The 22,276-nt window shown below is 66.2% G+C and carries 21 protein-coding genes, 1 tRNA gene and 1 other RNA gene; 17 read left to right on the forward strand and 6 right to left on the reverse strand.

The features are described from left to right. Window positions 1-6 precede the first annotated feature (6 nt). Window positions 7-101, reverse strand: an RNA gene (ffs, locus tag ABQF30_RS11675) — signal recognition particle sRNA small type. A 107-nt stretch (window positions 102-208) separates the two neighbouring features. Here ffs and ABQF30_RS11680 point away from each other — a divergent pair. From ABQF30_RS11680 to ABQF30_RS11710, 7 genes are all read left to right on the forward strand, one after another. Further along, window positions 209-294: transfer RNA gene (locus ABQF30_RS11680), tRNA-Ser, on the forward strand. A gap of 76 nt (window positions 295-370) precedes the next feature. Beyond that, complete coding sequence (locus ABQF30_RS11685; protein ID WP_448463753.1) at window positions 371-1,162, forward strand: lipid uptake coordinator LucA; 792 nt, start codon at window positions 371-373, stop codon at window positions 1,160-1,162. Between the two features lie 43 nt (window positions 1,163-1,205). Beyond that, a complete protein-coding gene (locus ABQF30_RS11690) occupies window positions 1,206-2,231 on the forward strand; it encodes a S1C family serine protease (protein ID WP_448463755.1) in 1,026 nt (341 codons plus the stop codon). Window positions 2,232-2,247: 16 nt separating this feature from the next. Next, window positions 2,248-3,759: a PucR family transcriptional regulator gene (locus tag ABQF30_RS11695; RefSeq protein WP_448463757.1), complete on the forward strand. Its 1,512-nt coding sequence runs from the start codon at window positions 2,248-2,250 to the stop codon at window positions 3,757-3,759. Between the two features lie 105 nt (window positions 3,760-3,864). Beyond that, a complete protein-coding gene (locus tag ABQF30_RS11700) occupies window positions 3,865-5,115 on the forward strand; it encodes an NAD(P)/FAD-dependent oxidoreductase (protein WP_448463759.1) in 1,251 nt (416 codons plus the stop codon). Window positions 5,116-5,217: 102 nt separating this feature from the next. Then, window positions 5,218-5,673: a GreA/GreB family elongation factor gene (locus ABQF30_RS11705; protein ID WP_448463761.1), complete on the forward strand. Its 456-nt coding sequence runs from the start codon at window positions 5,218-5,220 to the stop codon at window positions 5,671-5,673. 111 nt (window positions 5,674-5,784) lie between these two features. Continuing rightward, window positions 5,785-7,446 carry a transposase gene (locus ABQF30_RS11710; protein ID WP_448463763.1) on the forward strand — a complete coding sequence of 554 codons (1,662 nt, stop codon included), beginning with the start codon at window positions 5,785-5,787 and terminating at the stop codon, window positions 7,444-7,446. 368 nt (window positions 7,447-7,814) lie between these two features. Here the strand turns inward: ABQF30_RS11710 and ABQF30_RS11715 are convergent, their stop codons facing one another. Further along, complete coding sequence (locus ABQF30_RS11715) at window positions 7,815-8,540, reverse strand: glycosyltransferase (RefSeq protein WP_448463765.1); 726 nt, start codon at window positions 8,538-8,540, stop codon at window positions 7,815-7,817. Window positions 8,541-8,605: 65 nt separating this feature from the next. Between ABQF30_RS11715 and ABQF30_RS11720 the strand changes: the two genes are divergently transcribed. Continuing rightward, window positions 8,606-9,172, forward strand: a complete 567-nt coding sequence (locus ABQF30_RS11720; RefSeq protein WP_448463767.1) for a TetR/AcrR family transcriptional regulator — start codon at window positions 8,606-8,608, stop codon at window positions 9,170-9,172. A 7-nt stretch (window positions 9,173-9,179) separates the two neighbouring features. Here ABQF30_RS11720 and ABQF30_RS11725 read toward each other — a convergent pair whose 3' ends face one another. Then, window positions 9,180-9,857 (reverse strand): TetR/AcrR family transcriptional regulator, encoded by a 678-nt coding sequence (locus tag ABQF30_RS11725; RefSeq protein WP_448463769.1) that lies wholly within the window; start codon window positions 9,855-9,857, stop codon window positions 9,180-9,182. A gap of 180 nt (window positions 9,858-10,037) precedes the next feature. On the opposite strand from ABQF30_RS11725, the gene ABQF30_RS11730 reads away from it, so the two are divergent. From ABQF30_RS11730 to ABQF30_RS11765, 8 genes are read left to right on the forward strand one after another with little or no spacing between them, the layout of a single operon-like run. Next, the gene (locus ABQF30_RS11730) at window positions 10,038-12,005 is read left to right on the forward strand and encodes a dipeptide ABC transporter ATP-binding protein (protein ID WP_448463771.1); all 1,968 of its coding nucleotides are present in this window, start codon (window positions 10,038-10,040) and stop codon (window positions 12,003-12,005) included. After that, on the forward strand, window positions 12,005-12,871 hold the full coding sequence (locus ABQF30_RS11735; RefSeq protein WP_448463773.1) for an ABC transporter permease: 867 nt from the start codon (window positions 12,005-12,007) through the stop codon (window positions 12,869-12,871). The genes ABQF30_RS11730 and ABQF30_RS11735 overlap by 1 nt, the downstream gene beginning before the upstream one ends. A gap of 10 nt (window positions 12,872-12,881) precedes the next feature. After that, complete coding sequence (locus ABQF30_RS11740; RefSeq protein ID WP_448463775.1) at window positions 12,882-13,886, forward strand: ABC transporter permease; 1,005 nt, start codon at window positions 12,882-12,884, stop codon at window positions 13,884-13,886. 5 nt (window positions 13,887-13,891) lie between these two features. Further along, entirely contained in the window at window positions 13,892-14,521 is a 630-nt protein-coding gene (locus ABQF30_RS11745; RefSeq protein WP_448463777.1) for a cysteine hydrolase family protein, read from the forward strand. After that, window positions 14,518-16,107, forward strand: coding sequence for an ABC transporter substrate-binding protein (locus ABQF30_RS11750; protein WP_448463779.1), 1,590 nt, complete (start codon window positions 14,518-14,520; stop codon window positions 16,105-16,107). The genes ABQF30_RS11745 and ABQF30_RS11750 overlap by 4 nt, the downstream gene beginning before the upstream one ends. 2 nt (window positions 16,108-16,109) lie before the next feature. Further along, window positions 16,110-16,943 (forward strand): N-acyl homoserine lactonase family protein, encoded by an 834-nt coding sequence (locus tag ABQF30_RS11755; RefSeq protein ID WP_448463781.1) that lies wholly within the window; start codon window positions 16,110-16,112, stop codon window positions 16,941-16,943. After that, window positions 16,940-17,470 (forward strand): hypothetical protein, encoded by a 531-nt coding sequence (locus ABQF30_RS11760; RefSeq protein ID WP_448463783.1) that lies wholly within the window; start codon window positions 16,940-16,942, stop codon window positions 17,468-17,470. Before ABQF30_RS11755 ends, ABQF30_RS11760 begins: the two co-directional genes overlap by 4 nt. After that, window positions 17,467-18,504 (forward strand): isopenicillin N synthase family dioxygenase, encoded by a 1,038-nt coding sequence (locus ABQF30_RS11765; protein WP_448463785.1) that lies wholly within the window; start codon window positions 17,467-17,469, stop codon window positions 18,502-18,504. The genes ABQF30_RS11760 and ABQF30_RS11765 overlap by 4 nt, the downstream gene beginning before the upstream one ends. Window positions 18,505-18,510: 6 nt before the next feature. Here ABQF30_RS11765 and ABQF30_RS11770 read toward each other — a convergent pair whose 3' ends face one another. Further along, window positions 18,511-19,491: a glycoside hydrolase family 6 protein gene (locus ABQF30_RS11770; protein WP_448463787.1), complete on the reverse strand. Its 981-nt coding sequence runs from the start codon at window positions 19,489-19,491 to the stop codon at window positions 18,511-18,513. A 118-nt stretch (window positions 19,492-19,609) separates the two neighbouring features. Between ABQF30_RS11770 and ABQF30_RS11775 the strand changes: the two genes are divergently transcribed. Beyond that, entirely contained in the window at window positions 19,610-20,638 is a 1,029-nt protein-coding gene (locus ABQF30_RS11775) for a fused (3R)-hydroxyacyl-ACP dehydratase subunits HadA/HadB (RefSeq protein WP_448463789.1), read from the forward strand. Between the two features lie 5 nt (window positions 20,639-20,643). Here ABQF30_RS11775 and ABQF30_RS11780 read toward each other — a convergent pair whose 3' ends face one another. Together ABQF30_RS11780 and ABQF30_RS11785 are read right to left on the reverse strand one after the other, a co-directional pair. Continuing rightward, window positions 20,644-21,348, reverse strand: a complete 705-nt coding sequence (locus ABQF30_RS11780; RefSeq protein ID WP_448463791.1) for a PQQ-dependent sugar dehydrogenase — start codon at window positions 21,346-21,348, stop codon at window positions 20,644-20,646. Between the two features lie 39 nt (window positions 21,349-21,387). After that, complete coding sequence (locus tag ABQF30_RS11785) at window positions 21,388-22,257, reverse strand: SDR family oxidoreductase (RefSeq protein WP_448463793.1); 870 nt, start codon at window positions 22,255-22,257, stop codon at window positions 21,388-21,390. Window positions 22,258-22,276: the final 19 nt, after the last annotated feature.

Genomic DNA, 22,276 nt, shown 5'->3' on the forward strand with positions numbered 1-22,276 from the left:
TGAACATTAAGGGGACCCCGCGCACCCGCCAGAGCCCGTTGACCCTTGCTGCCTTCCAGCCCTGGGGGAGTTCACAGGTTGGACGCCGCGCGGGGTCCATGGGTGAGTGTAGTACCCCGTTCGGAGGGCAGGAGCGCAGCGACCCGGGAAACAACCCAGCACCCCCGACTTGACGGGAGCGGTTTCGGAGTCGGTTACCATGGCCGACGGAGGATTCGCCTAGTGGCCTATGGCGCTCGCCTGGAACGCGGGTTGGGTTAATAGCCCTCAGGGGTTCAAATCCCCTATCCTCCGCACTCAGGGTCCCGGGGTGCGATCTGCCGATCGCGGCGTATCGCACCCCGGCCCATAGAAGTACCCAAGGAGGAGTATGGGCCGCACCGTCGCGGTGATCTGGCATGCGTCGTTCTCGATCGTCGCTGCAGCCCTCTACTTCTTTTTCGTCCTTCCGCGCCGGCCGGAGCTCATGGGCGAGACGTCATCCACCCTCGGCTTGGTGCTTCGGATCGCCACCGGCGTGCTCATCGCGCTGGCCGCGCTGCCCGTGGTGTTCACCCGATTGCGCACCCAGCGGCCCGAATACGGCACCCCCGAGTTCGCGCTGCGGCTGCGGACCGCCTCGATCGTCCTGCACGTGCTGGCCGGGGTCTTGATCGTCGGCGCCGCGATCTCCGAGATCTGGCTGTCCCTGGACAGCGCCGGGCAGTGGTTGTTCGGCGTCTATGGCGCCGCAGCGGCGATCGCACTGCTCGGAATTTTCGGCTTCTACCTGGCCTTTGTCGCCGAGTTGCCGCCGCCACCGCCCAAACCGCTCAAGGCCCGCGAGAAGAGCACGCGTCGCGGCCGCGGCACGGCCGAAGAAACGGCAGAGGAAGCGGACGAGACCGTGGATGCTACCGAAGCAGAAGCAGAGGCTGAGGCAGAGACCGCCGACGCGGAGGCTGACGACGACGCCGAACCCGAGACAGCGGAATCCGAAACCACGGAATCCGAGACAAAGACCGAGACAGAGACCGAAACCACCGACGACGCACCTGCCCAGGTTGCCGCCGATGAGCCGGACGCCTCGGACAGCAAGCTGCGTAACCGTCGACCCGCGAATAAAGGCGGAATTTCCCGGCTGCGGCGGCGTTCCCGCGGTGGCGTAGCGGTCGAGGACTGACATCCGCGTCGACAGCGGACGTTCTCACAGCCAAGATGGGTTCATGAGCAAACTGCGCTCAAGACCGTTCATGTCAGTAATCCTGGCGGCACTTGCCGCTGCAGCCGTCCTGGTGATCCCGGCGGCGCCGGCCGGTGCCGCACCGGTGGGCGATCCGGTTGCCGCCGCAGCGCAGGTCGAGCCCGCTGTGGCCCGCATCGACACAGTCGTGGACTACCAGCAGGCATATGGCATCGGCACCGGCATCGTGCTGTCCCCCGGCGGTGAGGTGCTCACCAACTACCACGTTGTCCAGGGCGCGAACTCGATCAACGCCACGGTCGCCGGCCAGTCTTTCGCCGCCGATCTGATCGGCTACGACCGCCGCAACGACATCGCGGTGCTGCAGCTGCGTGGCGCGGGCGGACTACCCACCGCGCCGATCGGTGATTCGCGCACGCTGGCCGAGGGCGAACCCGTCGTCGCGCTCGGGAACGCCGGGGGCACCGGCGCCCCGCTCACCCGCGAGGTGGGCACCGTCACGGCCTTCGGCCGCACCGTCAACGCCGAGGACGAGCTGACCGGCAGCACCGACGAGCTCAACGGTCTTATCGAGTTCGCCGCACCGGTCCGGGCCGGCGACTCCGGCGGCCCCGTGGTCAACGGCGCAGGCCAGGTGGTGGGGATGACGACGGCTGCGTCGGTCAACTTCCGGATGGGTCCGGGCGGCAAGGGCTTCGCCATCCCGATCAACGATGCGATGGGAGTCGCCGGGCAGATCCGGTCGCGCGCCCCGTCGGACCTGGTGCATATCGGACCGCCGACGATGCTCGGCGTCGGTGTGCGCACGGCGCAGCGGCAGGAAAGCGGAGTGATCATTCAGGACGTGCTGCGCGGCGGCCCGGCCGAGGCGGCGGGCCTGGCGCCCGGCGACCTGCTGATGGCGATCGACGGCACACCGCTGGATTCCGCGCGCACCCTCACGATGGTGCTGGATCGGCACTATCCGGGTGACGTGATCGACCTCACCTGGCTCGATCGGTCTGGCCAGGAGCGCACCGGCAAGGCCACGCTGACACCCGGACCGTAGGTCTTAGGCTCGGTCCGTGGTCACACTGGACCGGTTGATCAACGTGCTGGGCGGCTACGGCGTACACCTGCGGTACTGCTCGACGCCGCGATCCACCGAGTTGCGCAGCGTGGTGATACACGAGCCCGGCCCGGTGATCGGCGATGTACTGCTGGCGGTCGGCGCCGGCTCGGTCGCCGAAGCGATCGAATGGGCGGTCGCCGCGCGGGCTGTCGTGGTGCTGATTCGCCGGACGGAAGACCAAGTTCCCGGCGAGCCCGATCGGATCGCGGTCATGACGGTGGAGCCGGAAGTGTCGTGGAGCGATCTGGCCGCGGTGGTGTACGGCCTGGTGCTCGAAGGACGTGAGACCGAATCCGGCCGAGGTCCAACGGATTTGTTCGCATTGGCGGACAGCCTTGCCGAGGCGGTCGGCGGTGCGGTCACCATCGAGGACAGACATTCGGCAGTGCTGGCGTATTCGCGGCTGCAACAGCATGCCGATGCCGCGCGGGCCGAGACGATTCTGAGCCGTCAAGCGCCACAACGGCTCCGCGCGGTGTTCACCGACCGCGGCGTGTTCCGGCACCTGGCCGGATCCGACGAACCGCTGTTCGTCGCCGGTCAATCCGACCTCGGCTTGACCGGGCGGACCGTGGTGGCCGCCCGCGCCGGCCGCGAACTGCTCGGGTCGGTGTGGGTGACGTGCGCATCCCCGCTGCCCGACGCGCGACAGGCCGCGTTGGCCGACGGCGCTCGCATGGTGGCCATGCATCTTCTCCGATCGCGGGCCAGCGCCGACTTGGAACGGCAGGTCGAGTCCGAGTCGGTGATCCGGCTGTTGGAGGGCGCGGCCGACGCGACGACGGTGGCCAGCCGGCTGGCCCTGCCCCAGACTCCGTTGCGGGTGATCGCCGTGCGGGCCCACACGTCCGACGAACGGCACGCCGCGCTGCTACTGGCATTCGAGCGGGCCACCGCCGGGTTCGGTTGGTCGCGGCCCGGGCGCAGCGCCCTGGCCGACAACACCGTCTACACAGTCCTGCCCGGCGCCGAAGCCGCCGCTGCCAGGCGTTGGGTGTCCGGGTTGCGCACCGCCCTTCCCGAGCCGATGACTGTCCGGGCCGGGATCAGCGGCCCGGCGACCGTGGCCGAGTTGGTGATGGCCCGCCGCGAGGCCGATGAATGCCTGGCGCTGCATGAGGTGCGCTCAAGCGGTTCGGCGCCCGTTTACGACGAGGCCTGGGACGACATCCTGCTGCAGCGGCTTCGGGTCGCGGCGCAGTCCGGCCGGGCGCCGCAGCGTGGACCGGTCGCCGAGCTTCGCAATCACGACCGGGCGCACGGCACGGAGTATGCGGTGACGCTGCGGGCCTGGCTGGAGGCCCAGGGTGATCTCGGCGAGGCCGGTCAAGCGTTGGGCGTGCACGAGAACACCGTGCGGTACCGACTGCGCAGGATGGCCGAGGTGACGAGCCTCGATCTATCCGACGCGCGCAAGCGGCTCGCGATGATGATCGAGCTTGCCGCCACCGAAGACCTGTCGTAAACCGACAACCACGTACGGCCTGATTGTCGAGCTTCGACAAACCGTGCGCAAGTATCCGGTCGCACCATGGAGGTATCAGGGAACTTCGAGTGTGGAGGTGGCGTCATGGTCGGCGTCGAACGGATTGACGGCGGACCGCGGTCGGCGGTTGTCGTGGGTGCGGGCATCGTCGGCCTGTCGACAGCGTGGTTTCTGCAGGAACGCGGCGTCGAGGTCACCGTGGTCGACCGCACCGGCGTGGCCGCCGGTGCGTCGTGGGGCAACGCGGGCTGGATCGCGCCGACGTTGACGATTCCGCTGAACGACCCCGCGGTGCTGCGTTACGGCCTGCGCTCACTGGCCAGTCCCAACGCCCCGCTGCATATCCCGATGACCGTTGACGTCGGCCTGTGGTCGTTTCTGGCCCGCTTCGCCGCGAACTGCCGGCTGTCGACGTGGACCAGGGCCGCGCGGGCCAACCTGCCGCTCAACGAGGAGTGCCTCGAGGCCTACGACGTGCTCACCGCCAACGGTGTCGAAGCGCCGACCACCGACGGTCCGATCACCGCCCTGTTCGAAACTGCGAGCCAGGCCGAGCACCTCATGACCGAACTGCGCCGGCTCGCTGCGGCCGGGCAGACGGTGACTGTGACGGGCCTGTCCGGCGCCGCGCTGCGCGAGCAGGCACCGCTTGCCTCGCCCGCGATCACCGCGGGCATCAACGTCGAAGGCCAGCGGTTCGTGGATCCCGGCCGGTTCGTACACGCACTGGCTGACGCCGTCGTCGCCCGGGGCGCCACGATCCGTACCGACGAAGTCACCGACGTGCAGCCGTCCGGCACGGGCGTCGCAGTCAAGCTCCACGGCGATTCACTCGGCGCGGACGCCGCGGTGATCGCCACGGGAGCGTGGCTGTCGCGGCTCGTTGGCCGCCGGGTCCACACGCCGGTGCGGGCGGGACGGGGCTACTCGTTCACCGTGCCGGTCGACCGCCCGGTGCCCGGACCGATCTATCTGCCCGACGCCCGGGTGGCGTGCACGCCGTATCAGGGCCAACTGCGGGTCGCCGGGACCATGGAGTTCCGCTCCCCCGACGCGCCGCTGCAGCAGGCCCGGATCGGGGCGATCATCGCGTCGACCGCTCCACTGCTCGAGGGCGTGCGATGGGATGAGCGCACCGACGTCTGGGTCGGGCCGCGTCCGGTCACGCCGGACGGACGTCCGCTGATCGGCGAGGTTGCCCGTGGCGTATACGTCGCGGGTGGGCACGGAATGTGGGGCCTGGCGCACGGCCCGGTTACCGGCCGGCTGCTGGCCGAGCACATCACCACCGGCAAGCAACCCGAAGCTCTGCGCGAATTCAACCCTCTCCGTTAGGGATTCGCTGCACGTCTGGCCCCATGCGGGCCACCGCGTCGTCAGGGGCGGCGCATCGTCCCGCCCCTGACGACAACTCTGCGTCCACTGAGGAGAACGAAAATGACCACCATGCAACGTGTTTGGATGTCACCACAGGCACATGACCGGTTGCAGGACGAGCTGTCCGCCCTGCGCGAATTGCTCACCAGCGAGGCCGCCGAGGACTCCGACGAGAACCAGGTGGCGATCCAACGCGCCCGGCAGGCACGCATCCAGCACATTCACGACCTACTGCTAAACGCCGTCGTGGGCGAGGATCCGCCGGACGACGGCGTGGCCGAGCCCGGCATGGTGCTGACGGTGCGCTACGAGACCGGCGACACCGAGACCTTCCTGCTCGGCGTGCGCGGCGCCGAATACGGCGACATCGAGGTGTACTCGGTGCACTCCCCGCTGGGCGCCGCGATCGTCGGGGCCCGCCCCGGCGAGCAGCGGGACTACCAGGTTCCCAGCGGCGCACTGGTGCCCGTCACGCTGGTCAGCGCGGTTCCGTTCGGCCTGCACGTCACCGGGTGACGAGCAGGTACACGTGCTCGGTTTCGCCGTTGGCCTCGATCAAACGCGACATCCAGCTCGTCGCGCACGGCGATAGGACTAGTTGTCAGTGGTCACCTCTACGGTTGTCGTGTGGGCAAGATCGACCACATGACACCGACGCCCGTTGGGGAGTCGGCGAGTAAGCCCCGTGCGCGTCAGCGCCCGAAGGGCGCTCCCACGCATGTGCGGTCCTGGCCGCTGCGGCCAGATCCCAGTCAGCGTCGCGTGATCGGGATCCGATTCTTTACCGGGATGCGGGTGTATAACGCGGTGCTCGGCGAGTTTATCGCCCGTAGCCGCAAGGTGAAATCGGATCCACAGTGGCAGGCGGCACGAGAAATGCCGCGGCGCACGTCGGCCGACCGCACGCATCGGGGTGCAGCGTTGCAAGCAGTTGAGCAGGCGCATCGTTTCACCGCAAATGCGGCGCAGTCCTACGCGTCGTCACTGCGGAAATCCTGGGTACGGGAACACCTACCGGCCCAGGAGACCCAGAACCTGGGCGCGCGGGCGTTCAATGCCGTCGTGCAGTGGCATTTCGGAAGGAAAGGCAAGCCGCGGTTCAAGTCGAACATGCGGGGCCTACATTCGTTGTCTGCCAACGACAGCAAAGGTGCGCTACGGCCCAAGACCGATCCCGCAGGCCGGTTGGTCGGGTTGCAGTGGGGCGCCGGGTTCGTAGTGCCGATCGCTGCGCCAGCTCATACTGGTCGGCGCGGCGAGGAGCAGCAGGCCGAGCTGGCCGAGATCGAGGAACTGGTCGCGGCCGGGAAAGTGCGCTCCACCCGAATTGTGCGCGCGGTGATCAACGGCCACGACACCTACCGCCTGCAACTGGTTTGCGATGGGCATCCGACACGGCGACACCCGATCGGTGACGGCCGGGTGTCGTTCGACCTAGGGCCAAGTCAGATCGCCGTGGTCGTGACACACGGTGATGGCACTTGGTCGGGTTGGGTCGAGCCGTTAGCCGCGCAGATTCGCCTAGACACCGCGCGGTTGCGCCGCCACCAGCGCCGGCTCGATCGTGCGCACCGCGCCGGCTCACCAGACTGTTTCCACTCTGATGACACCCATAAGTCTGGGCGATGCCGCTGGCGACGTTCGCACGCCGCCGAGCGGACAGCCAATCACGTGGCGGAGCTGTATCGCCGGCTGGCCGCCCACCGCACAACCCTGCACGGGACGCTGGCCAACCGTCTGTTTTGTCACGGCGCCGATATCGCCTGCGAGAAAATCGATTACGTGTCGTGGCAGAAGAACTTCCCGCGCAGTGTGCGCGACCGGGCACCCGGGTTACTGGTCGAGATGATGCGCCGCAAGGCTGAAAGCGCCGGCGGGCAGCGTCTCTACGAGTACAACCTAACTACGACAGCCTTGTCGCAAACCTGCCTGTGTGGGAATCGGGAGAAAAAGCCGCTTTCGCAACGGATCCACCGCTGCGAGTGCGGCATCAAAGAAGATCGGGACCTGTTTTCGGCCTATCTCGGACTGCACGTCCGACCCCAGGTCGATGGGTCTGATCGGCTGGACCTGGAGGCAGCCAACCACGGCTGGCTCCACCATCAGGACGTCGATGGGTCGCCGAAGTCCAGCCGCACTACACGAATCAAGCGGCGAGGCCGCAGACATCCGCCCTCGCGGAGGTCTGTGGCGCGCATCAAGGCCAGGCGCGAAGCCAAAACCGCGATGCGACAGAGCCGCTCGGCGCGAACCTCCACTACCGACCAGCCCACGGCGATAGCCGCATGACCGCGTCTATCGAGACAGCACGCCGGCACGAGGAATCCCGCAATTCATTGCGGAGATGACGTCAAAGGAACTGCCTTCCGTCACAAAAAAAGAAAAGAAGGGGGCCGGCCAACCTCGTAGCTGGTCGGCCGTTACGGCGACCATCCTGCTCTGAATCCCTTCATGGTCAAGCAATTCCGCCTTGTCGATGCCACGCAGATGCGACAAGGCGGAGCGGTGTCGCGGCACTTCACGCACGGTGATCGTGACATAGCCGTGGCCGCGAATGCTGATCGGTACTCGGCGAGGGGGTATCGCAGTCGATCAGGTCGGCCAGTCGGTCGATGACGGTCGTCCCACCCGCCCCCCTGCGGCGATAGCGCGCCCGATCAGGTGTTGGTCCGACAGCGGACTGGCCGGGATGACCAGAGTGGAGATGTCGTATGCAAGGCCCGGCAGGTTGTCGCATGTCCACCGTGTCCGATCAGCAGCGAGCACTTTGGCATCAGTTCGCCGTGGTCGGCATGCCCGAGAACACCGCATGCGGCGCTCGGCAGGGTGTCAGGATCGACCACCCCACCTGTTGTCACCACCGCACGAACCGGCAACGTGGCCAACGCGCCGATCACTCGTTCCAGCGTGCAGCGTTGCCCTCGAAACCCATTGGTGGACATGCTGACCAGTACGAGCGGTAACTCGTCGAACCGCTGCAGATCACTCGCCTGAACGACCGGTCCCACCCACCGGACCTTGTCCGGCTGTGCCTGTCGCGATTCGGGGTCGAGCCATCGCACCGTAGCGACGATATTGAGGCCCGCCGAGTTCCACATTCTGGCGATGCTATAGCCATACAACCGCGCAGCAGTGCCAGCACCGAGTCTCTGTATGCCATTCTTGTAGCCGCGAAACGTATGGGTAAAGACCGCGTGAGGTATGTCGGCCTTCTGCACGGCCCGCAGGGCAGGAAGAAGCATGCAGTCGACCACAGCGACGTCCGGTTTGTCCCACGCACAGACCAGTCGGGATTTCGGCCCCGATGTTCGTGTCATCAAGCTTTGGCATATCTGCGGCACGCTGCCGCCAGCATCCATCGTCACGAACAATACGTCGGCCATCTCGGGACAGGCTATCGCTCCGCTGATCCTGTTACTTGACGGCCGGTGCACCCTACTCTGATCGGATGGCAAGCGAGCGCAGAGACGCGTCCGGCAACTTGACCGCCGACGACTGGCTGCAAGCGGGCTACGAACTACTGGCCACCGACGGCATGCGGGCGCTGAAGATCGAACGGCTCTGCGAGCAGGTCGGCGCGACCCGGGGCAGCTTCTACTGGCACTTCACCGATATGAAGGGCTACCGGGCGGCGCTGGTGGCGTCGTGGAACAGCTTCCTCGAAAACGACCGACGCTCGCTGGCCGAGATCGAGGACCTGCCACCCCGCGAGCGGTTGTCCAAGATGATGGAAGCCCTCGTCAGCCCGCAACACTGGACACTGGAACGCGCGATGCGCGAATGGGCGCGCTCCGACGACGTGGCGGCGGCCAACGTGCGCGCCGCAGATCACCGGGTACTGGTCGCGGTCGGCAAGGCCTACCTCGATTACGGGTTCAGCGCCGAGGAGGCCCGTCTTCGGGCCGAATCGACATTCGCGGCCGGGATCGGGTTATTGCACCTGATCGATTCCACCGCGCAACTCACGACGACGGACCGCCACGAACGCTTCCTCGATCTGATGCTCGGGACATAGTTGCTGATCAATCCTGCGCCGCATATCGCGAAAGCTCAACAAGACTGCGCTCCCGCAAGGGTGCCGTTGCGCTGTCCGGCAGGCCCAGCACGCGCATACAGGCATCGGCAACGTGGTGGGGCAGTTCGGAACGATGGTGCCCGGGGGGCGTGGACCACATGTTGACCAACGACTCCACCAACCGGAACGGCAGGTCGGCGGCCGCCTCGTGCACACCCGAATCGGCGGCGATCGTCTTGCTCAGCGCCAGGTAGTGGAGCCGTAACCGCTCGCGGTCGGCCCAGAAGCTGGACACTCGCGCTTCGCGTAGCTCGGGTTGCAAGTACAGCGCACCCAGGTTCCAGCGCCCGCTGAGCAGCTGATCACCGTCGAACACCGCCAGCGCGTGCAACTGCTCGGCAGCGGTCAGTGCCGGATCGGCCGAAGCCAGGGCGGGGATGAACGCCAACGTCGGCTGCACGGTCTGACCGAGCAGTGCGCACAGGATGTCGTCTTTGGTGTTGAAGTAGTGGTACAGCGAGGCCTGCCGGATGCCCACGGCCTCGGCGATAGTCCTCGTCGAAGTCCGGGTGTAGCCCGCAGTGGTGAAGAGTTCCCCTGCAGCGTCGAGGATTTCGTCGCGTCCGGTGGTGCCCGGCCGTCGTTGGTTGATCAGCCGTGGGCGGCCCGCACGAGTGATCGACATCGTCCCATCGTTGCCCACTGACTGCACGAAACTCCAAGCGGCGCTGTTTCTGTCACGCGACAGAAACGTACGACATCGATCGGTTACGCGCCGAATTGCATTGGTTACTCCAGCGACACCAACGGAGACGCTTCGCGTTGAAAACTGTCAACCGACAGGCCGCCCCAGCAGGAGATTCAGATGAGTAGCGCAATCACCGACGCACCTCGCGTCGCATCGAGCGAGGCACCGGATCGAGTGCCGGTCGCCTCTGTGCGCGACCTGCATGTCAGTTTTCGCCGTGGGGGCCGCGACGTGCGCGCGCTGCGCGGGGTCTCGCTAGACATCCCGCGGGGCGAGATCCTCGGCCTGGTAGGCGAATCCGGTTCCGGCAAGAGCGTGCTCGGTTTCAGCATGCTGGGCCTGTTGCCCGCACGCACCACCACGCATGGTTCGGTTCGGGTGTGTGGAGCCGACATGCTGAGCGGCGACGGAAAGACATTACGGCGAGTGCGGCGGTTGGACCTCGGGGCGATATTCCAGGATCCTATGACGTCGCTGAACCCGACGATGCGGATCGGCAAGCAAGTCGCCGAGGCGGCGGGCAGCACCGAACAAGCGGTTGAACTCCTTGCCGCGGTCGGTATTCCGGATGCGAAACGACGCATGGGAGCTTACCCGCACGAGCTGTCCGGGGGCTTGCGTCAGCGGGTGATGATCGCCATCGCCGTCGCAGGCAACCCGGATCTCATCATCGCGGACGAACCCACCACCGCGCTCGACGTGACCGTGCAGGCGCAGGTGCTGCGGCTACTGCGCAGGCTGCGCGACGACATCGGCTGCAGCATCGTGCTGATCACCCACGATCTCGGGGTGGCAGCGCAGATATCCGACCGCATCGCTGTGCTCTATGCCGGGCGGATCGCCGAAACCGGCTCTACTGCAGCAGTTCTCGACAAACCGGCGCATCCGTACACGTACGGCCTGTTGCGCTCGCGGCTGACCCTGGACACTCCGCGGCATCGTCGGTTGACGTCGCTGCCCGGGGCAGTGCCCAGCCCGGTCGACCCGCTACCCGGCTGTGCCTTCGTGCCGCGTTGTGCACTCGCCACTCCCAGCTGTGACGTATCACCGCCCGACCCGGTGATCGTCGGCTCCGGCCGGGTCAGCGCGTGCCTACTGCCGCTGGAAGCGGTGTCGTCCGAACACGGCGCAGGGCCGGGGTTCGTGGCCGACGAATCGCCACCGCAAGAGAAGCCGTCCGCCGAGGCTGCCGTCGCTCTGAAGGCGGTGACCAAGACGTTCACCGTCAAGCGCCGGGGAAAACTGCATGCGCTGCGCGGTGTTTCGCTCACCGTCGGACAGGGTGAATCCGTCGCCCTGGTCGGTGAGAGCGGGTCCGGCAAGTCGACTCTGCTGCGGGTGATCGCCGGGCTTGAGAAGCAGACAACCGGCACCGTGAAACTGGCCGGCCACATCGGACCGCAGATGGTTTTTCAGGACGCCGGTGCGTCGCTGACCCCGTGGCTATCGGTCGGTGAGCTGATCGCCGAACGCCTACGCGGAAACTCCCTGTCCCGCAAGGCCCGTCACGTCAAGGTGGCCGACGTGCTGGAGCGGGTCGGCCTGCCCGCCGACATCGCGAAGTCACGAGCCGGCCAACTTTCCGGTGGGCAGCGGCAGCGGGTTTCGCTGGCCCGTGCCACGGTGGTGCCGCCGCCGGTACTGCTGTGCGACGAGCCGACGAGCGCGCTCGACGTCTCCCTCGCCGCCTCGGTTCTGAACCTGATCGGTGAGCTGCGCCAAACCCTCGATATGTCGGTGGTTTTCGTGACCCACGATCTGTCGGTGGCCCGGGTGGTCGCGGACCGGATCGCGGTGATGTATCTGGGCCGGATCGTCGAGATCGGCCCGGCAGACGACGTCATCAACCGTCCTGCACACCCGTACACCCGTGCACTGGTCGACGCCATACCCGACCTCGGTCGGGACACACCGGTGCTCGCGGGCGAACCCGCGAGCCCGTTGTCGCCGCCGGACGGCTGCGCCTTCCACCCACGCTGCCCGATCGCGATCGACACGTGCGCAGACCGCCTACTCGATGTCCGATTGGCAGGCACCCCCGGCGGGCCGCACCAGGTGGCATGTATCGAGCGGAAGGTGAACTGATGTCGATTGCGATACCGGCAGGCACCTGGCAGCGGACCGGACAGCGACGCCTGACTGCCCCGAGTATGCCTGTCGGACTCTGGAATTGGGTAGCCGTCGCGTCGATTCTGATCGTCACCGTCGTGGCGGTGGCAGTGCCGGTCATCGCGCCGCACGATCCCCTGGTTCCGGCGGGCGTGCCGTTGCAGGCACCGGGCTCGAGCGGATTCCTGCTCGGCAGCGACAGCATCGGCCGCGACGTGCTCTCGCGGGTGCTCTACGGTGCCCGCGCGAGTTGGTTCGCGGCGCTGGCGGTCGTGGCGGTCGGGTTGCTCATCGGCGGGCTGATCGGGCTCATCGCCGGATCGGTCGGCGGCTGGGTCGACGCGCTGCTGATGCGGATCACCGACGCCTTCCTGTCCTTACCGGCCCCAGTGTTGGCGATCGCCGTGGTCGCCGCGCTCGGCCCCGGCTTCGTCCACACGCTGATCGCGGTGTCGATCGTCTGGTGGCCCTTCTACGCCCGCCTGGTGCGCGGCGAGGTGGCCCGCCTCGCGGCCCGCCCGCACATCGAAGCGGCCAAACTTGCCGGAGTCGGCCCATTGCGGCTGGCGCGTCGACACCTACTGCCCGGGGCCCTTCCCAACGCGCTGGTGGCTGCCAGCCTGGACATCGGAACCCTCATCCTGACCCTGGCCGCCCTGTCGTTCCTCGGACTCGGACAGGCCGCGCCGGCGCCGGAACTGGGTGCCGATGCCGCGAGGAATCTCAGTTACTTCCTGCAGCAGTGGTGGATTCCCGTCATGCCGGGCCTCGGTGTCATGGTGCTGGCGCTCGTCGCCAACATCGCCGGAGACGGCCTGCGCAATTTGATGAAGACGAGCTGAGGTGGCAGGGATGCGAGCGTTCGTCCTATCCCGGCTGGCTGCCATGGTGGCGATCCTGGTGGCGCTGACGGCAGTGCTCTTCGTGTTGCAACATGTCTCGCCGCTGGACCCGGTGAAAGCGCAGTTGGGTGCACAAGCCTCGGCGTCGGCCGTAGCTGAGCGCCGCGAGGCGCTGGGCCTCGACGACCCGGTCCTGGTGCAGTTCTGGCATTACCTGTCCGGCGCCGTACAAGGCGATCTCGGCACGTCCTACCGCACCCGCCACGATGTCGCCTCAGACCTCGGAACGTTCTTCCCCGCCACCCTCGAACTGGCGCTGTTCGGGATCATCATCGCGCTGATCCTGGGCGCATTGTTGGCGGTGGGAACGACGCTGAAGTGGCGCGGTTCCGGTGTACTCCGCGCGGTGCTGTTCGCCGGGGCCGCCGCGCCGATGTTCCTGCTCGGCATCGTCGGGCTCATCGTGTTCTACCAGCAGCTGGGATGGGTGCCGGCCAACGGCCGCAGCGCCGTCGCCAACCCACCGACCGGGCCGACCGGACTGCTGACGGTCGACGGCCTGCTGCGCCTGAGGTTCGACGTCATCGGTGACGCCCTGCACCATCTGCTGTTGCCGGCGACAGTGATCGCCCTCGGCCCGGCGGTCGCGATCGGCCGGGTGCTGCGCTCGAGCCTGGTGACGGACATCGACAGCGACTACGCGAGAACCGCACGGGCCAAAGGGCTTTCCGAACCATGCATCGTGCTCGGCCACGTGCTGCGCAACTGTGTCGGCGCCACGCTGTCCATGACCGGCCTGCAGATCTGCCTGATGCTCTCGGGCGTGCTGGTCGTCGAGCAGGTCTTCGGCTGGCCCGGTATCGGGCAATACATCGCACAGAGCATCCCGGTGGCCGACTTCCCGGCCATCGCCGGGGTGACGCTCGTGCTCGGCGCGCTTTACGTCGCCATCAACACCGCAGTCGACCTGCTGCAGGCAGCAGCAGATCCCCGCATCGCAATAGCAGGAGGTTAGGTGCCGTGCCAACACAACCAATAATCGTCGGTAACCCCGTGCTTGTCGTCGTCGACATGCAAGAAGGCGGCGCCATGACCGCCGACCAGGCGGGCATCCCGATGATGCCCGGACACGCCGAACGCGTCCATATCGCCGAACAACTCGTCGCCGCAGCCCGAGCCGTAGACATACCGGTCATCTTCTTCCAAGAGGTGCACCGACCCAGTGGAGTGGACTTCGGGCGGGAACTGGACGGCACCGAAGGTGTGCACTGCGTGGAAGGCCTGCCGGGCACTGATCTGGAGCCGTCGTTACGGCCGGAACCCGGCGAGATACACATCGTCAAGCGGCGCTACTCGGGTTTCATCGGAACCGATTTCGAAATCGTGCTGCGGGGTTTGGACGCGTCGACGCTGATTCTGATCGGCGGGCTCACCGACGTGTGCGTGCACTACACCTTCGCCGACGCGCATCAACGCGACTACTACGTGCGGGTGGTCTCGGACTGCGTGGGCGGCTCGTCGCAGTACCGCCACGACGCGGCGCTGGACGCCATGGAGTACCTGCAGACCGGCGCGATGCGCACCAGCGACGAAATCCTTGCGGCCTTCCGCGCCGCCGCCAACCCTGTCCTCGAAGGAGCCGTACTGTGACCCGTCGCTTAAAAGCCTCCAAAGTCGTTGCGGCCATTGGCGCTGTGGCAGCCCTGGCGCTGAGCGCCTGCGGCGGGTCCGACTCGTCCAACGGCGCACCCAGCGCGGCGCCCACCGACAAAGTGCTGCACCTGTCGTTCCTGCAAGACCCCGGCCAGCCGCCGGACCCCGACATCTTCTACGCCAGTCAGGGTCTGCTGCTCACCACCAACACGTACGAGGGGCTGCTGCAGTACAAGGCCGGCACCAACAAAGCCGAACTGGAACCGTTGCTGGCCACCGAGTGGACCGCATCGCCGGACAACAAGGTCTACACCTTCAAACTCCGGGAAGGCGTCAAGTTCCATGACGGCACGCCGTTCACGGCGGCAGCGGTGAAGGCGTCGTTCGACCGTCGGCTCGCGGTCAACCAAGGCCCCGCATACATGGTCCAGGATGTGGATTCCGTTACCGCACAGGGTGATTACGATGTTACGGTCACACTGAAGGAGCCCAACTCGGCATTTCTGGACTACCTCGCGTCGCCGTACGGGCCGCGTATGCTCAGCCCAACCGGACTGCAGCAGAATGCCGGAAGCGATCATGCTCAGGCATATTTGACGAGCCATGATCTGGGCACCGGTCCGTACGTGCTGACCGATGCTGCGGTCGGCTCGCACTACGGACTCGCCGCGTTCCCCGACTACTGGGGCGCCAAACCGTATTTCGAGAAGGTCGAGATCCCGGTCATCACCGACGTCTCGGCGCAGCAGCTGCAGTTCAACAATGGCCAGATCGCCGCGATCCTGCACAATCTGCCGTCCTCGGCAGTGGAGTCCTACCTGAACAACCCCAGTTTCGCGCACTATTCGCTGCCCACGATGATGTCCAACTACCTCTACGTCAACCCGCACAAGGGCGCTCTGACCGATCCGAAGAACCGGACTGCCCTACTGCAGGCCATAAATGTCGACGAACTCGTCAAGCAGACCTACTTCGGCCGCGGTAAGGTCGCCGGCCAGCTGTACCCGGCGAACGTGATTTCGGCCGAATACGCCAAACAAGCAGTGACACACGATCCGTCGGTGCTCAGCGGAGTGGCGTCGGGCTGGCCCGCGGAGCAGAAGGCCCTGACCATAGGCTATGACTCCAGCAACCCGGACAACCAGTTGATCAGCAACCTGATTCAGACGCAGCTGGCTGCCGCTGGCCTGACCGCCAAGGTGCAGAGCTATCCCACCTCGGAGATCTACGGCTGGATCGGCGGCGACGGCCAGGCCGCACCCGACGTGTTCACCGCAACGGCATGGCCGGACGCCCCTTCTCCCTACACCTGGGGACACATCTCGTGGGACTCCGACGGCGGGCTCAACTACCTTGGCTGCTCCGCACCACCGATCGCCTCCGCACTCGCCAGGGGACTGGAATCCGGTGCTGACCAGCCATTCTCAGACGCCGCGGGTGAGGCCAAGCAGACGGGGTGCTGGATGAACCTCGCCGATGTGGACGATTTCATGGTCGCGCAACCCTGGTTGAAGGGAATCGAGCAGGCACATGTCGTCACCAACCCGAACTCGCTGCGCATCGCGGCACTGACGGTGGGCTGAACATGGGTGTGACCAACGGAAAAGTCCGTCGCATCGTGCTTCTCACACTGGGTTGGGAGGAACTGCCGAAATCGGTGTCAGTCTACGGGTCGAACCCAGACCTACGGATGCGCGAACCTGTGCCCGGAGTGCTGCTGCAGACCGACGGTGGCTGGGTGTTGCTCGACACGGGATTCAACACCGCGCTCATCCGTGACCCGGCTCTGTACCGCAGATTCTTCCCGACTGTCGAGTACAGGCCGGTGCTGCCGGGCCCGGGCGAACCCATCGAGCAGTCCCTGCTCGATATCGGTGTCGACATCGACGACATCCACGTCGTAGCGGTGAGCCATCTTCACCACGACCATGCCGGCGGGTTGAAGCTGTTCGCCGGCAAGGTGCCGGTACACGCCCAACGTCGCGAGCTGGAGTATGGACTGTCCAATCACCCAGAGCCGCAACACAATGCGATCAACAGGATCGACTTCGACGATCCGCGCATCGACTGGCAGCTCGCCGACGGCGAAGCCGAGATCGCGCCCGGCATCACCGCGATCCCGACCTACGGACACACGCCAGGGCATCAGAGCTTCATGGTCGAGCTCGACAAGTCGGTCGGCGGTGACGGATTCGTGTTCGCATTCGACGCCGCAGATCTCACCGAGAACATCGAGCACGAGTTGGCCATCGGCGGCTACATCGACGTCGACCCGGCCGAGACCGTCGAACCCATTCGACGGCTCAAGAAACTCGCGAAGGAGAGAGGCTACCAACTCATTCCGGGGCACGATCCGCACGTGTGGCCCGAATTGACCAGTCATTTCCACGAACGCTTCGGGACGGTGACGGGGCGGTGAGCACCGTCCTGATGGCCGACTGCACCGGACTGTGGCGTCGTACCTTGCTGATCGAATCGGACGGGTCCACTGACACCACCGCGGACGTCCGCTGGTTGCAGGGCGCCACCGGGTACGTGGACAGCCGAGGCTTCGCCGGGGTGCTCGAACAGCACGGCGACGTGTTCGAGTGGCAGCGACTGGTGGCGACCGAACCGTCCGACTCACCCGACGCAGGCCGAATGAGTTGGGACGCCGACATATTGGTCGAGGTCGGGGTTCATGCCGACTACGTGGAGCACTGGGTTCGTGACGAGCCGGCTGGATCACCGTGCTGGTCGCTGGTGCTGCAGTCGGCAGCGGGCCAGACCGCGGTGCTGGTGCGGGTGGGCGACGAGTTCGGCTGGACGGACGAGGACGGCGCCGTGTTGGGCACGGTAGGCGGATCCCAGTGGGCGGCGCTGGCGCCGTGCCGGGATGGGAAGGAACTGTTGATCAATGGCGTGCGGTGGCACGCCAAGAGGACCGAAGGAGAAGTGGAATTGTGAGCGGTGCAACATCTTTCACTGAGGTACCGATCATCGATATCAGCCGGCTGGCGTCGGCGGACCGTGAGGCACAAGAACGTGCGGCCGCCGAGCTCGGTAAGGCCGCGCGCGAAGTCGGATTCTTCTACATCACCGGAACCGGTATGGCCGAACTACTTTTCGAGCGCATGCTGTCGGCGACCCAAGAGTTTTTCGCGCTGCCGTTCGAGGAGAAGATGCGCTCCTACATCGGACTGTCGCGGTGCCACCGTGGGTACGTTCCCGTCGGTGAAGAGGGCATGGAGAGTGGACCGCCCGACCTCAAAGAGGCTTTCGACACCGCGCTGGACCTTCCTGCCGACGACCCGGACTATCTGGCCGACAATCCGATGCTCGGCCCGAACACCTGGCCCGAGCTGCCCGGGTTCGCCGAATCGGTGACCGCGTACTACGAGGCGGTGCTGGATGTCGGGCACCGGCTCCTGTGGGCGTTCGCAGTCGCGTTGGGCGAGGATCCCGACACGTTCGCGCGGCACGCCACCAAGACCCCCAGCCAACTCCGGCTGATCCACTATCCGTACAACGCCGACGCCGAGGATTCCCAGGGCATCGGCGCGCACACCGACTACGAGTGCTTCACCCTGCTCAAACCCACCGCACCGGGCCTGGAAGTGATGAACGGGGCCGGTGAGTGGATCGACGTGCCGCCCATTCCCGGCACGTTCGTGGTGAACATCGGCGACATGCTCGAACTGTGGACCAACGGCACGTTCATCGCGACCAGCCATCGGGTGCGACGCGTGAAGGAAGAGCGGTACTCATTCCCGCTGTTCTTCAACGTCGACTACCACACCGAGGTGAAACCGTTGCGGCAGTTCGTCACCGGGGACCGTCCGACCCGACCGCCACTGCGCGCCGGCGAGCATCTATTCGCCCAGACCGCACAGACTTTCGCATACCTGCGGACGAGAATGCAGCGCGGTGAGCTGGTGCTGCCCGACGGGTCGCTCGGACTCAACACGTTCGGGCAGCAGGCTTTGCATTCCGCCGGCTGAGCGGGCCTACCGTCCCGCGTTGCGGACCAGATCCTTCGCGTACTGGCTGACAAACGTGCCCGCCGAGGCTTCTCCGCTGCCGCACGCGCCGTCGGACTCACCGGGGCGCTTGACCCACAGGAAGGCGTCGACGTTGCCGTTGCCGGTCGCCGTGGTCGGCGGCACACCGAGCGCCCGACCGGGCGGGTTGCACCAAGAGTCGCTGTCGACGGGTCCAAGGCCGTTGCGCGACGTGTCGATGACGTAATGCGATCCGCCCGTCATGCCGGAAATGGCGTCGCCGTAACCCATTTGCTCTTCGGACGTGAAGAAGTTGGCGGTGTTGAGGCTGAAACCGCGCGCCTTCGCCACCCCAACCTGGTTGAGCCTGTTTGCCATTTCGTCGGCGGCCACCCATCGGGAGTGGCCCGCATCGACGTAGACGGCCGTGGCCGGGTTGCGGGTCAGTGTGTCGACGGCATAGCGCATCAGATCGAAGCGTTCTTGGCGCTGATCGGCCGACAGGCAGTCGGCCATGGCGAGCGCATCGGGCTCGAGGATGATCGCTGCCGGTCCGCCGCCAATGGCGGATGCGACGCCGTCGATCCAGCCTCGGTAGGCATCGCCCGACCCGAACCCACCCGCAGCGAAGCTGCCGCAGTCGCGGTTCGGGATGGCATAGAGCGCCAGAATCGGCATCGTGCCGGCAGCCTGCGCCGTGGCGATGTATTTCGCGTCCACGGCCGGCGTGGATATGTGGTCCATCCAGTACGCCGTCGGGGTGTTCGCGATGGCGGTCAACTCGGGGCTCGGGTCACTCTGCGCCGCGCGCATGGCCTTCGACGAGGGATTGACGTAGAAGGTTTGTCCGGCCAGCGGGTTGCCTTCGCTGGCCAGGCGCACCGTCGGGGCCTGCACCGGCTCGTTGACGAGACCGATGCCGACAACGGCCGCAACTGTCAGAAAAGGGGCGATACACCGCGCGACTGCACCAGCAGCTGAGGACATCACCCCAGGAAAATTAGTGGTTCAAAGCTTCGAGCGCCAATCATTGGTGATGGAGCGAGGCGTTAGGGTGCTTTGGTCGGCCTCAGCGAACAAGCCGATAGGAAAGTTGAGCATCTTCATGACCGCAGCAGCAGAAGCGTCCGCGCTCGAATCGAGAGTCGGGCACTACTACCAGATGGACGAGACCTACCTGGTGGGCCGCGAGAAGGTCCGCGAATTCGCCCGGGCCGTGCAGGACTACCACCCCGCACACTGGAATGTCGCCGCCGCCGCGGAGCTCGGATTCTCGGACCTGGTGGCGCCGCTGACCTTCACGTCGACACCGGCCATGGCCTGCAACCAGCGCATGTTCGAATCCGTGGTCGTCGGCTACGACATGTACCTGCAGACCGAAGAGGTCTTCGAGCAGCACCGTCCCATCGTGGCGGGAGACGAACTGCGCATCGACGTCGAGCTCACGTCGGTCCGCAGAATCGCCGGCCGGGACCTGATCACCGTCACCAACACCTTCACCGACGCTGCCGGCGAGCGGGTGCACACCCTGCACACCACAGTCGTGGGCGTGACCGGCGACGATGTCGATCCGGCGATCAGAACAGCCGTGCAGGACGTGATGATGCACGACGTGAATCTGCTCGGTGTCGACGCCAACGCGGTGTACGAGAAGACGGTGCGCCCCGAGGGCGAGATTCGGATCGCCGAGGCGGGCGCGACCCGCACGCCGGCGTCGCCGTCCTTCGACGACGTGAAGGTCGGCGACGAGCTACCGGTGCATCACACCCGACTGTCCCGTGGCGACCTGGTGAACTACGCCGGTGTGTCCGGAGACGCCAACCCGCTGCACTGGGACGAGAACATCGCCAAGCTGGCCGGGCAGCCCGATGTGATCGCCCACGGAATGCTCACGATGGGGTTGGGTGCCAGCTTCGGCTCCTCATGGACGGGCGACCCCGGTTCGGTCACCCGCTACGCGGTGCGCCTCTCGCAGCCCGCGGTCGTGCCGGCCACCGGCGGGGCGGACATCGAGTACAGCGGCCGGATCAAATCACTGGACCCCGCGACCCGCACCGGTGTGGTCATCGTCGGCGCGAAGTCCGGTGGGCGGAAGATCTTCGGCCTGGCGACGTTGAATGTCCGCTTCCGCTGACCTGGTCAGCCTGGCCGCCATTGTGGCTGCAGCTCGAGCCTAAGAAGGCCAGTTGAGTTGCCCGCTGGAACTGAGCCGTCCGACCGGATTCGCAGCACCTTGCCATTGAGCGACTCGGGGTCTTGCGCATACGAACCGTCGAACGCGTCCCCGGTGCCGATCCACAGGTTGCCCTCGGTGTCGAACACGAGCCTGCCGCCGTGGTGGCGATTGTCCGTCGTGATCCCCTCGACGAGAGTCCGTCCGACGACAAACGACGTGGCGTCCTCGTTGAATTGCAATACGACCACACGATTCGTGGGCTGACCTGACACATAGGCGAACACGGCGCGGTCAACGGCGAAGTCCGGCGACGCCGCGAGGCCCAGCAGTCCACCTTCTGCGGTGTCTGAAACCCCGTCGACCGTGCCGACGAGCGTGGGGACGCCGCCGCTCGCGGACACGCGATGGATGGCTCCGGTATCGCGGCTGGAGATCAGGGCTGAACCGTCTGGCAGGAACGTGAGTCCCCAGGGCATACGCAGGCCGGTGGCCAACTCGCCGACCTGCCCCGGGGCAACTTTCGCCGCTTGGGGTTCGTCGGCGATCGTTGCCACTACGACGGACGTCTCCTGAGTCGAGTTCGGGGTTGCCGCCTCGGTGCATGCGGCAAGGGCGAACGCTGCCGCGGTGATGACCATAACCTTTACAGGCCACTGGATTTGGACCATGACATCACTCTGTCTGCTCGTGCTCAACCATCGCCTCAGTCAGACGATGCCGCCGTTGGCAAACACCGTTTGCCCGTTCACCCACGCTCCGCTGGAGCCGCAGAGGGCTGAAATCGTGTCAGCGATGTCGGTGGGTTCGCCGAGGCGGCCATGCGGCGTGCGTTCGACGAATCCGGCGATCTGCTGCGGAGTCTTTCCATCGGTGAACAGCGGCGTGTTGACGACACCGGGCGCTATCGCGTTGACCGAGATCCGTTGACCTTCGAGCTCTTTGGCGAGGATGCTCGCATACATGTCCTGTGCCATCTTGGTCGCTGCGTACGGGCCGTAGGTCGGGCTACGCAACTGGGTGATGCTCGACGACAGTGTGATGATGCGACCGCCGTCGCGCACGCGTTTCGCAGCCTCCCGCAGCGTGTTGAAGCTGCCTTTGGCGTTGACCGCGAACATGCGGTCGAAGTCCGCGTCGGCCATGCTGCCGAAAGGCGCCAACCGCATGATGCCGGCGTTCGCCACCACCACATCGACGCCGTCGAAGGCACGTTGATGTTCGTCGAACAGCCGGCGTACCGCGGACGGGTCGCTGACGTCGGCCTGCACCCAGATTGCGCGCCCGCCGGCCGACTCGATCTCACGGGCCACACCGGCCGCCAAGTCCCGATTCACGACGCAGTTGACGGTCACTGCATATCCGTCGCGCGCCAAGCGCTTGGCAGTGGCCGCGCCGATTCCCCGCGATGAACCGGTGACCAGCGCAGACATGCCGTTCGCCTGATACCCGCCTTCCTGCGCCACGGCGATTCCGGCAATTCCGGCCGCGCCCGCGGCAGTGGCGGCCGTGGCGGCCAGCATCGAGCGGCGTGACAGGACTCTGCCGGGGCCCTGCGCTGGTGAATTCGTATCTGCCATGTCTCTCACTCCATCGGTG

The sequence above is a fragment of the Mycolicibacterium sp. XJ870 genome, from assembly GCF_053483975.1.

Coding starts and splice junctions, on each gene's coding strand:
- ABQF30_RS11685 (WP_448463753.1), top strand. CDS start 371: ATGGGCCGCACCGTCGCGGTGATCTGGCATGCGTCGTTCTCGATCGTC.
- ABQF30_RS11690 (WP_448463755.1), top strand. CDS start 1,206: ATGAGCAAACTGCGCTCAAGACCGTTCATGTCAGTAATCCTGGCGGCA.
- ABQF30_RS11700 (WP_448463759.1), top strand. CDS start 3,865: ATGGTCGGCGTCGAACGGATTGACGGCGGACCGCGGTCGGCGGTTGTC.
- ABQF30_RS11705 (WP_448463761.1), top strand. CDS start 5,218: ATGACCACCATGCAACGTGTTTGGATGTCACCACAGGCACATGACCGG.
- ABQF30_RS11715 (WP_448463765.1), bottom strand. CDS start 8,540: ATGGCCGACGTATTGTTCGTGACGATGGATGCTGGCGGCAGCGTGCCG.
- ABQF30_RS11720 (WP_448463767.1), top strand. CDS start 8,606: ATGGCAAGCGAGCGCAGAGACGCGTCCGGCAACTTGACCGCCGACGAC.
- ABQF30_RS11725 (WP_448463769.1), bottom strand. CDS start 9,857: ATGTCGATCACTCGTGCGGGCCGCCCACGGCTGATCAACCAACGACGG.
- ABQF30_RS11730 (WP_448463771.1), top strand. CDS start 10,038: ATGAGTAGCGCAATCACCGACGCACCTCGCGTCGCATCGAGCGAGGCA.
- ABQF30_RS11735 (WP_448463773.1), top strand. CDS start 12,005: ATGTCGATTGCGATACCGGCAGGCACCTGGCAGCGGACCGGACAGCGA.
- ABQF30_RS11740 (WP_448463775.1), top strand. CDS start 12,882: ATGCGAGCGTTCGTCCTATCCCGGCTGGCTGCCATGGTGGCGATCCTG.
- ABQF30_RS11755 (WP_448463781.1), top strand. CDS start 16,110: ATGGGTGTGACCAACGGAAAAGTCCGTCGCATCGTGCTTCTCACACTG.
- ABQF30_RS11770 (WP_448463787.1), bottom strand. CDS start 19,491: ATGTCCTCAGCTGCTGGTGCAGTCGCGCGGTGTATCGCCCCTTTTCTG.
- ABQF30_RS11775 (WP_448463789.1), top strand. CDS start 19,610: ATGACCGCAGCAGCAGAAGCGTCCGCGCTCGAATCGAGAGTCGGGCAC.
- ABQF30_RS11780 (WP_448463791.1), bottom strand. CDS start 21,348: ATGGTCCAAATCCAGTGGCCTGTAAAGGTTATGGTCATCACCGCGGCA.
- ABQF30_RS11785 (WP_448463793.1), bottom strand. CDS start 22,257: ATGGCAGATACGAATTCACCAGCGCAGGGCCCCGGCAGAGTCCTGTCA.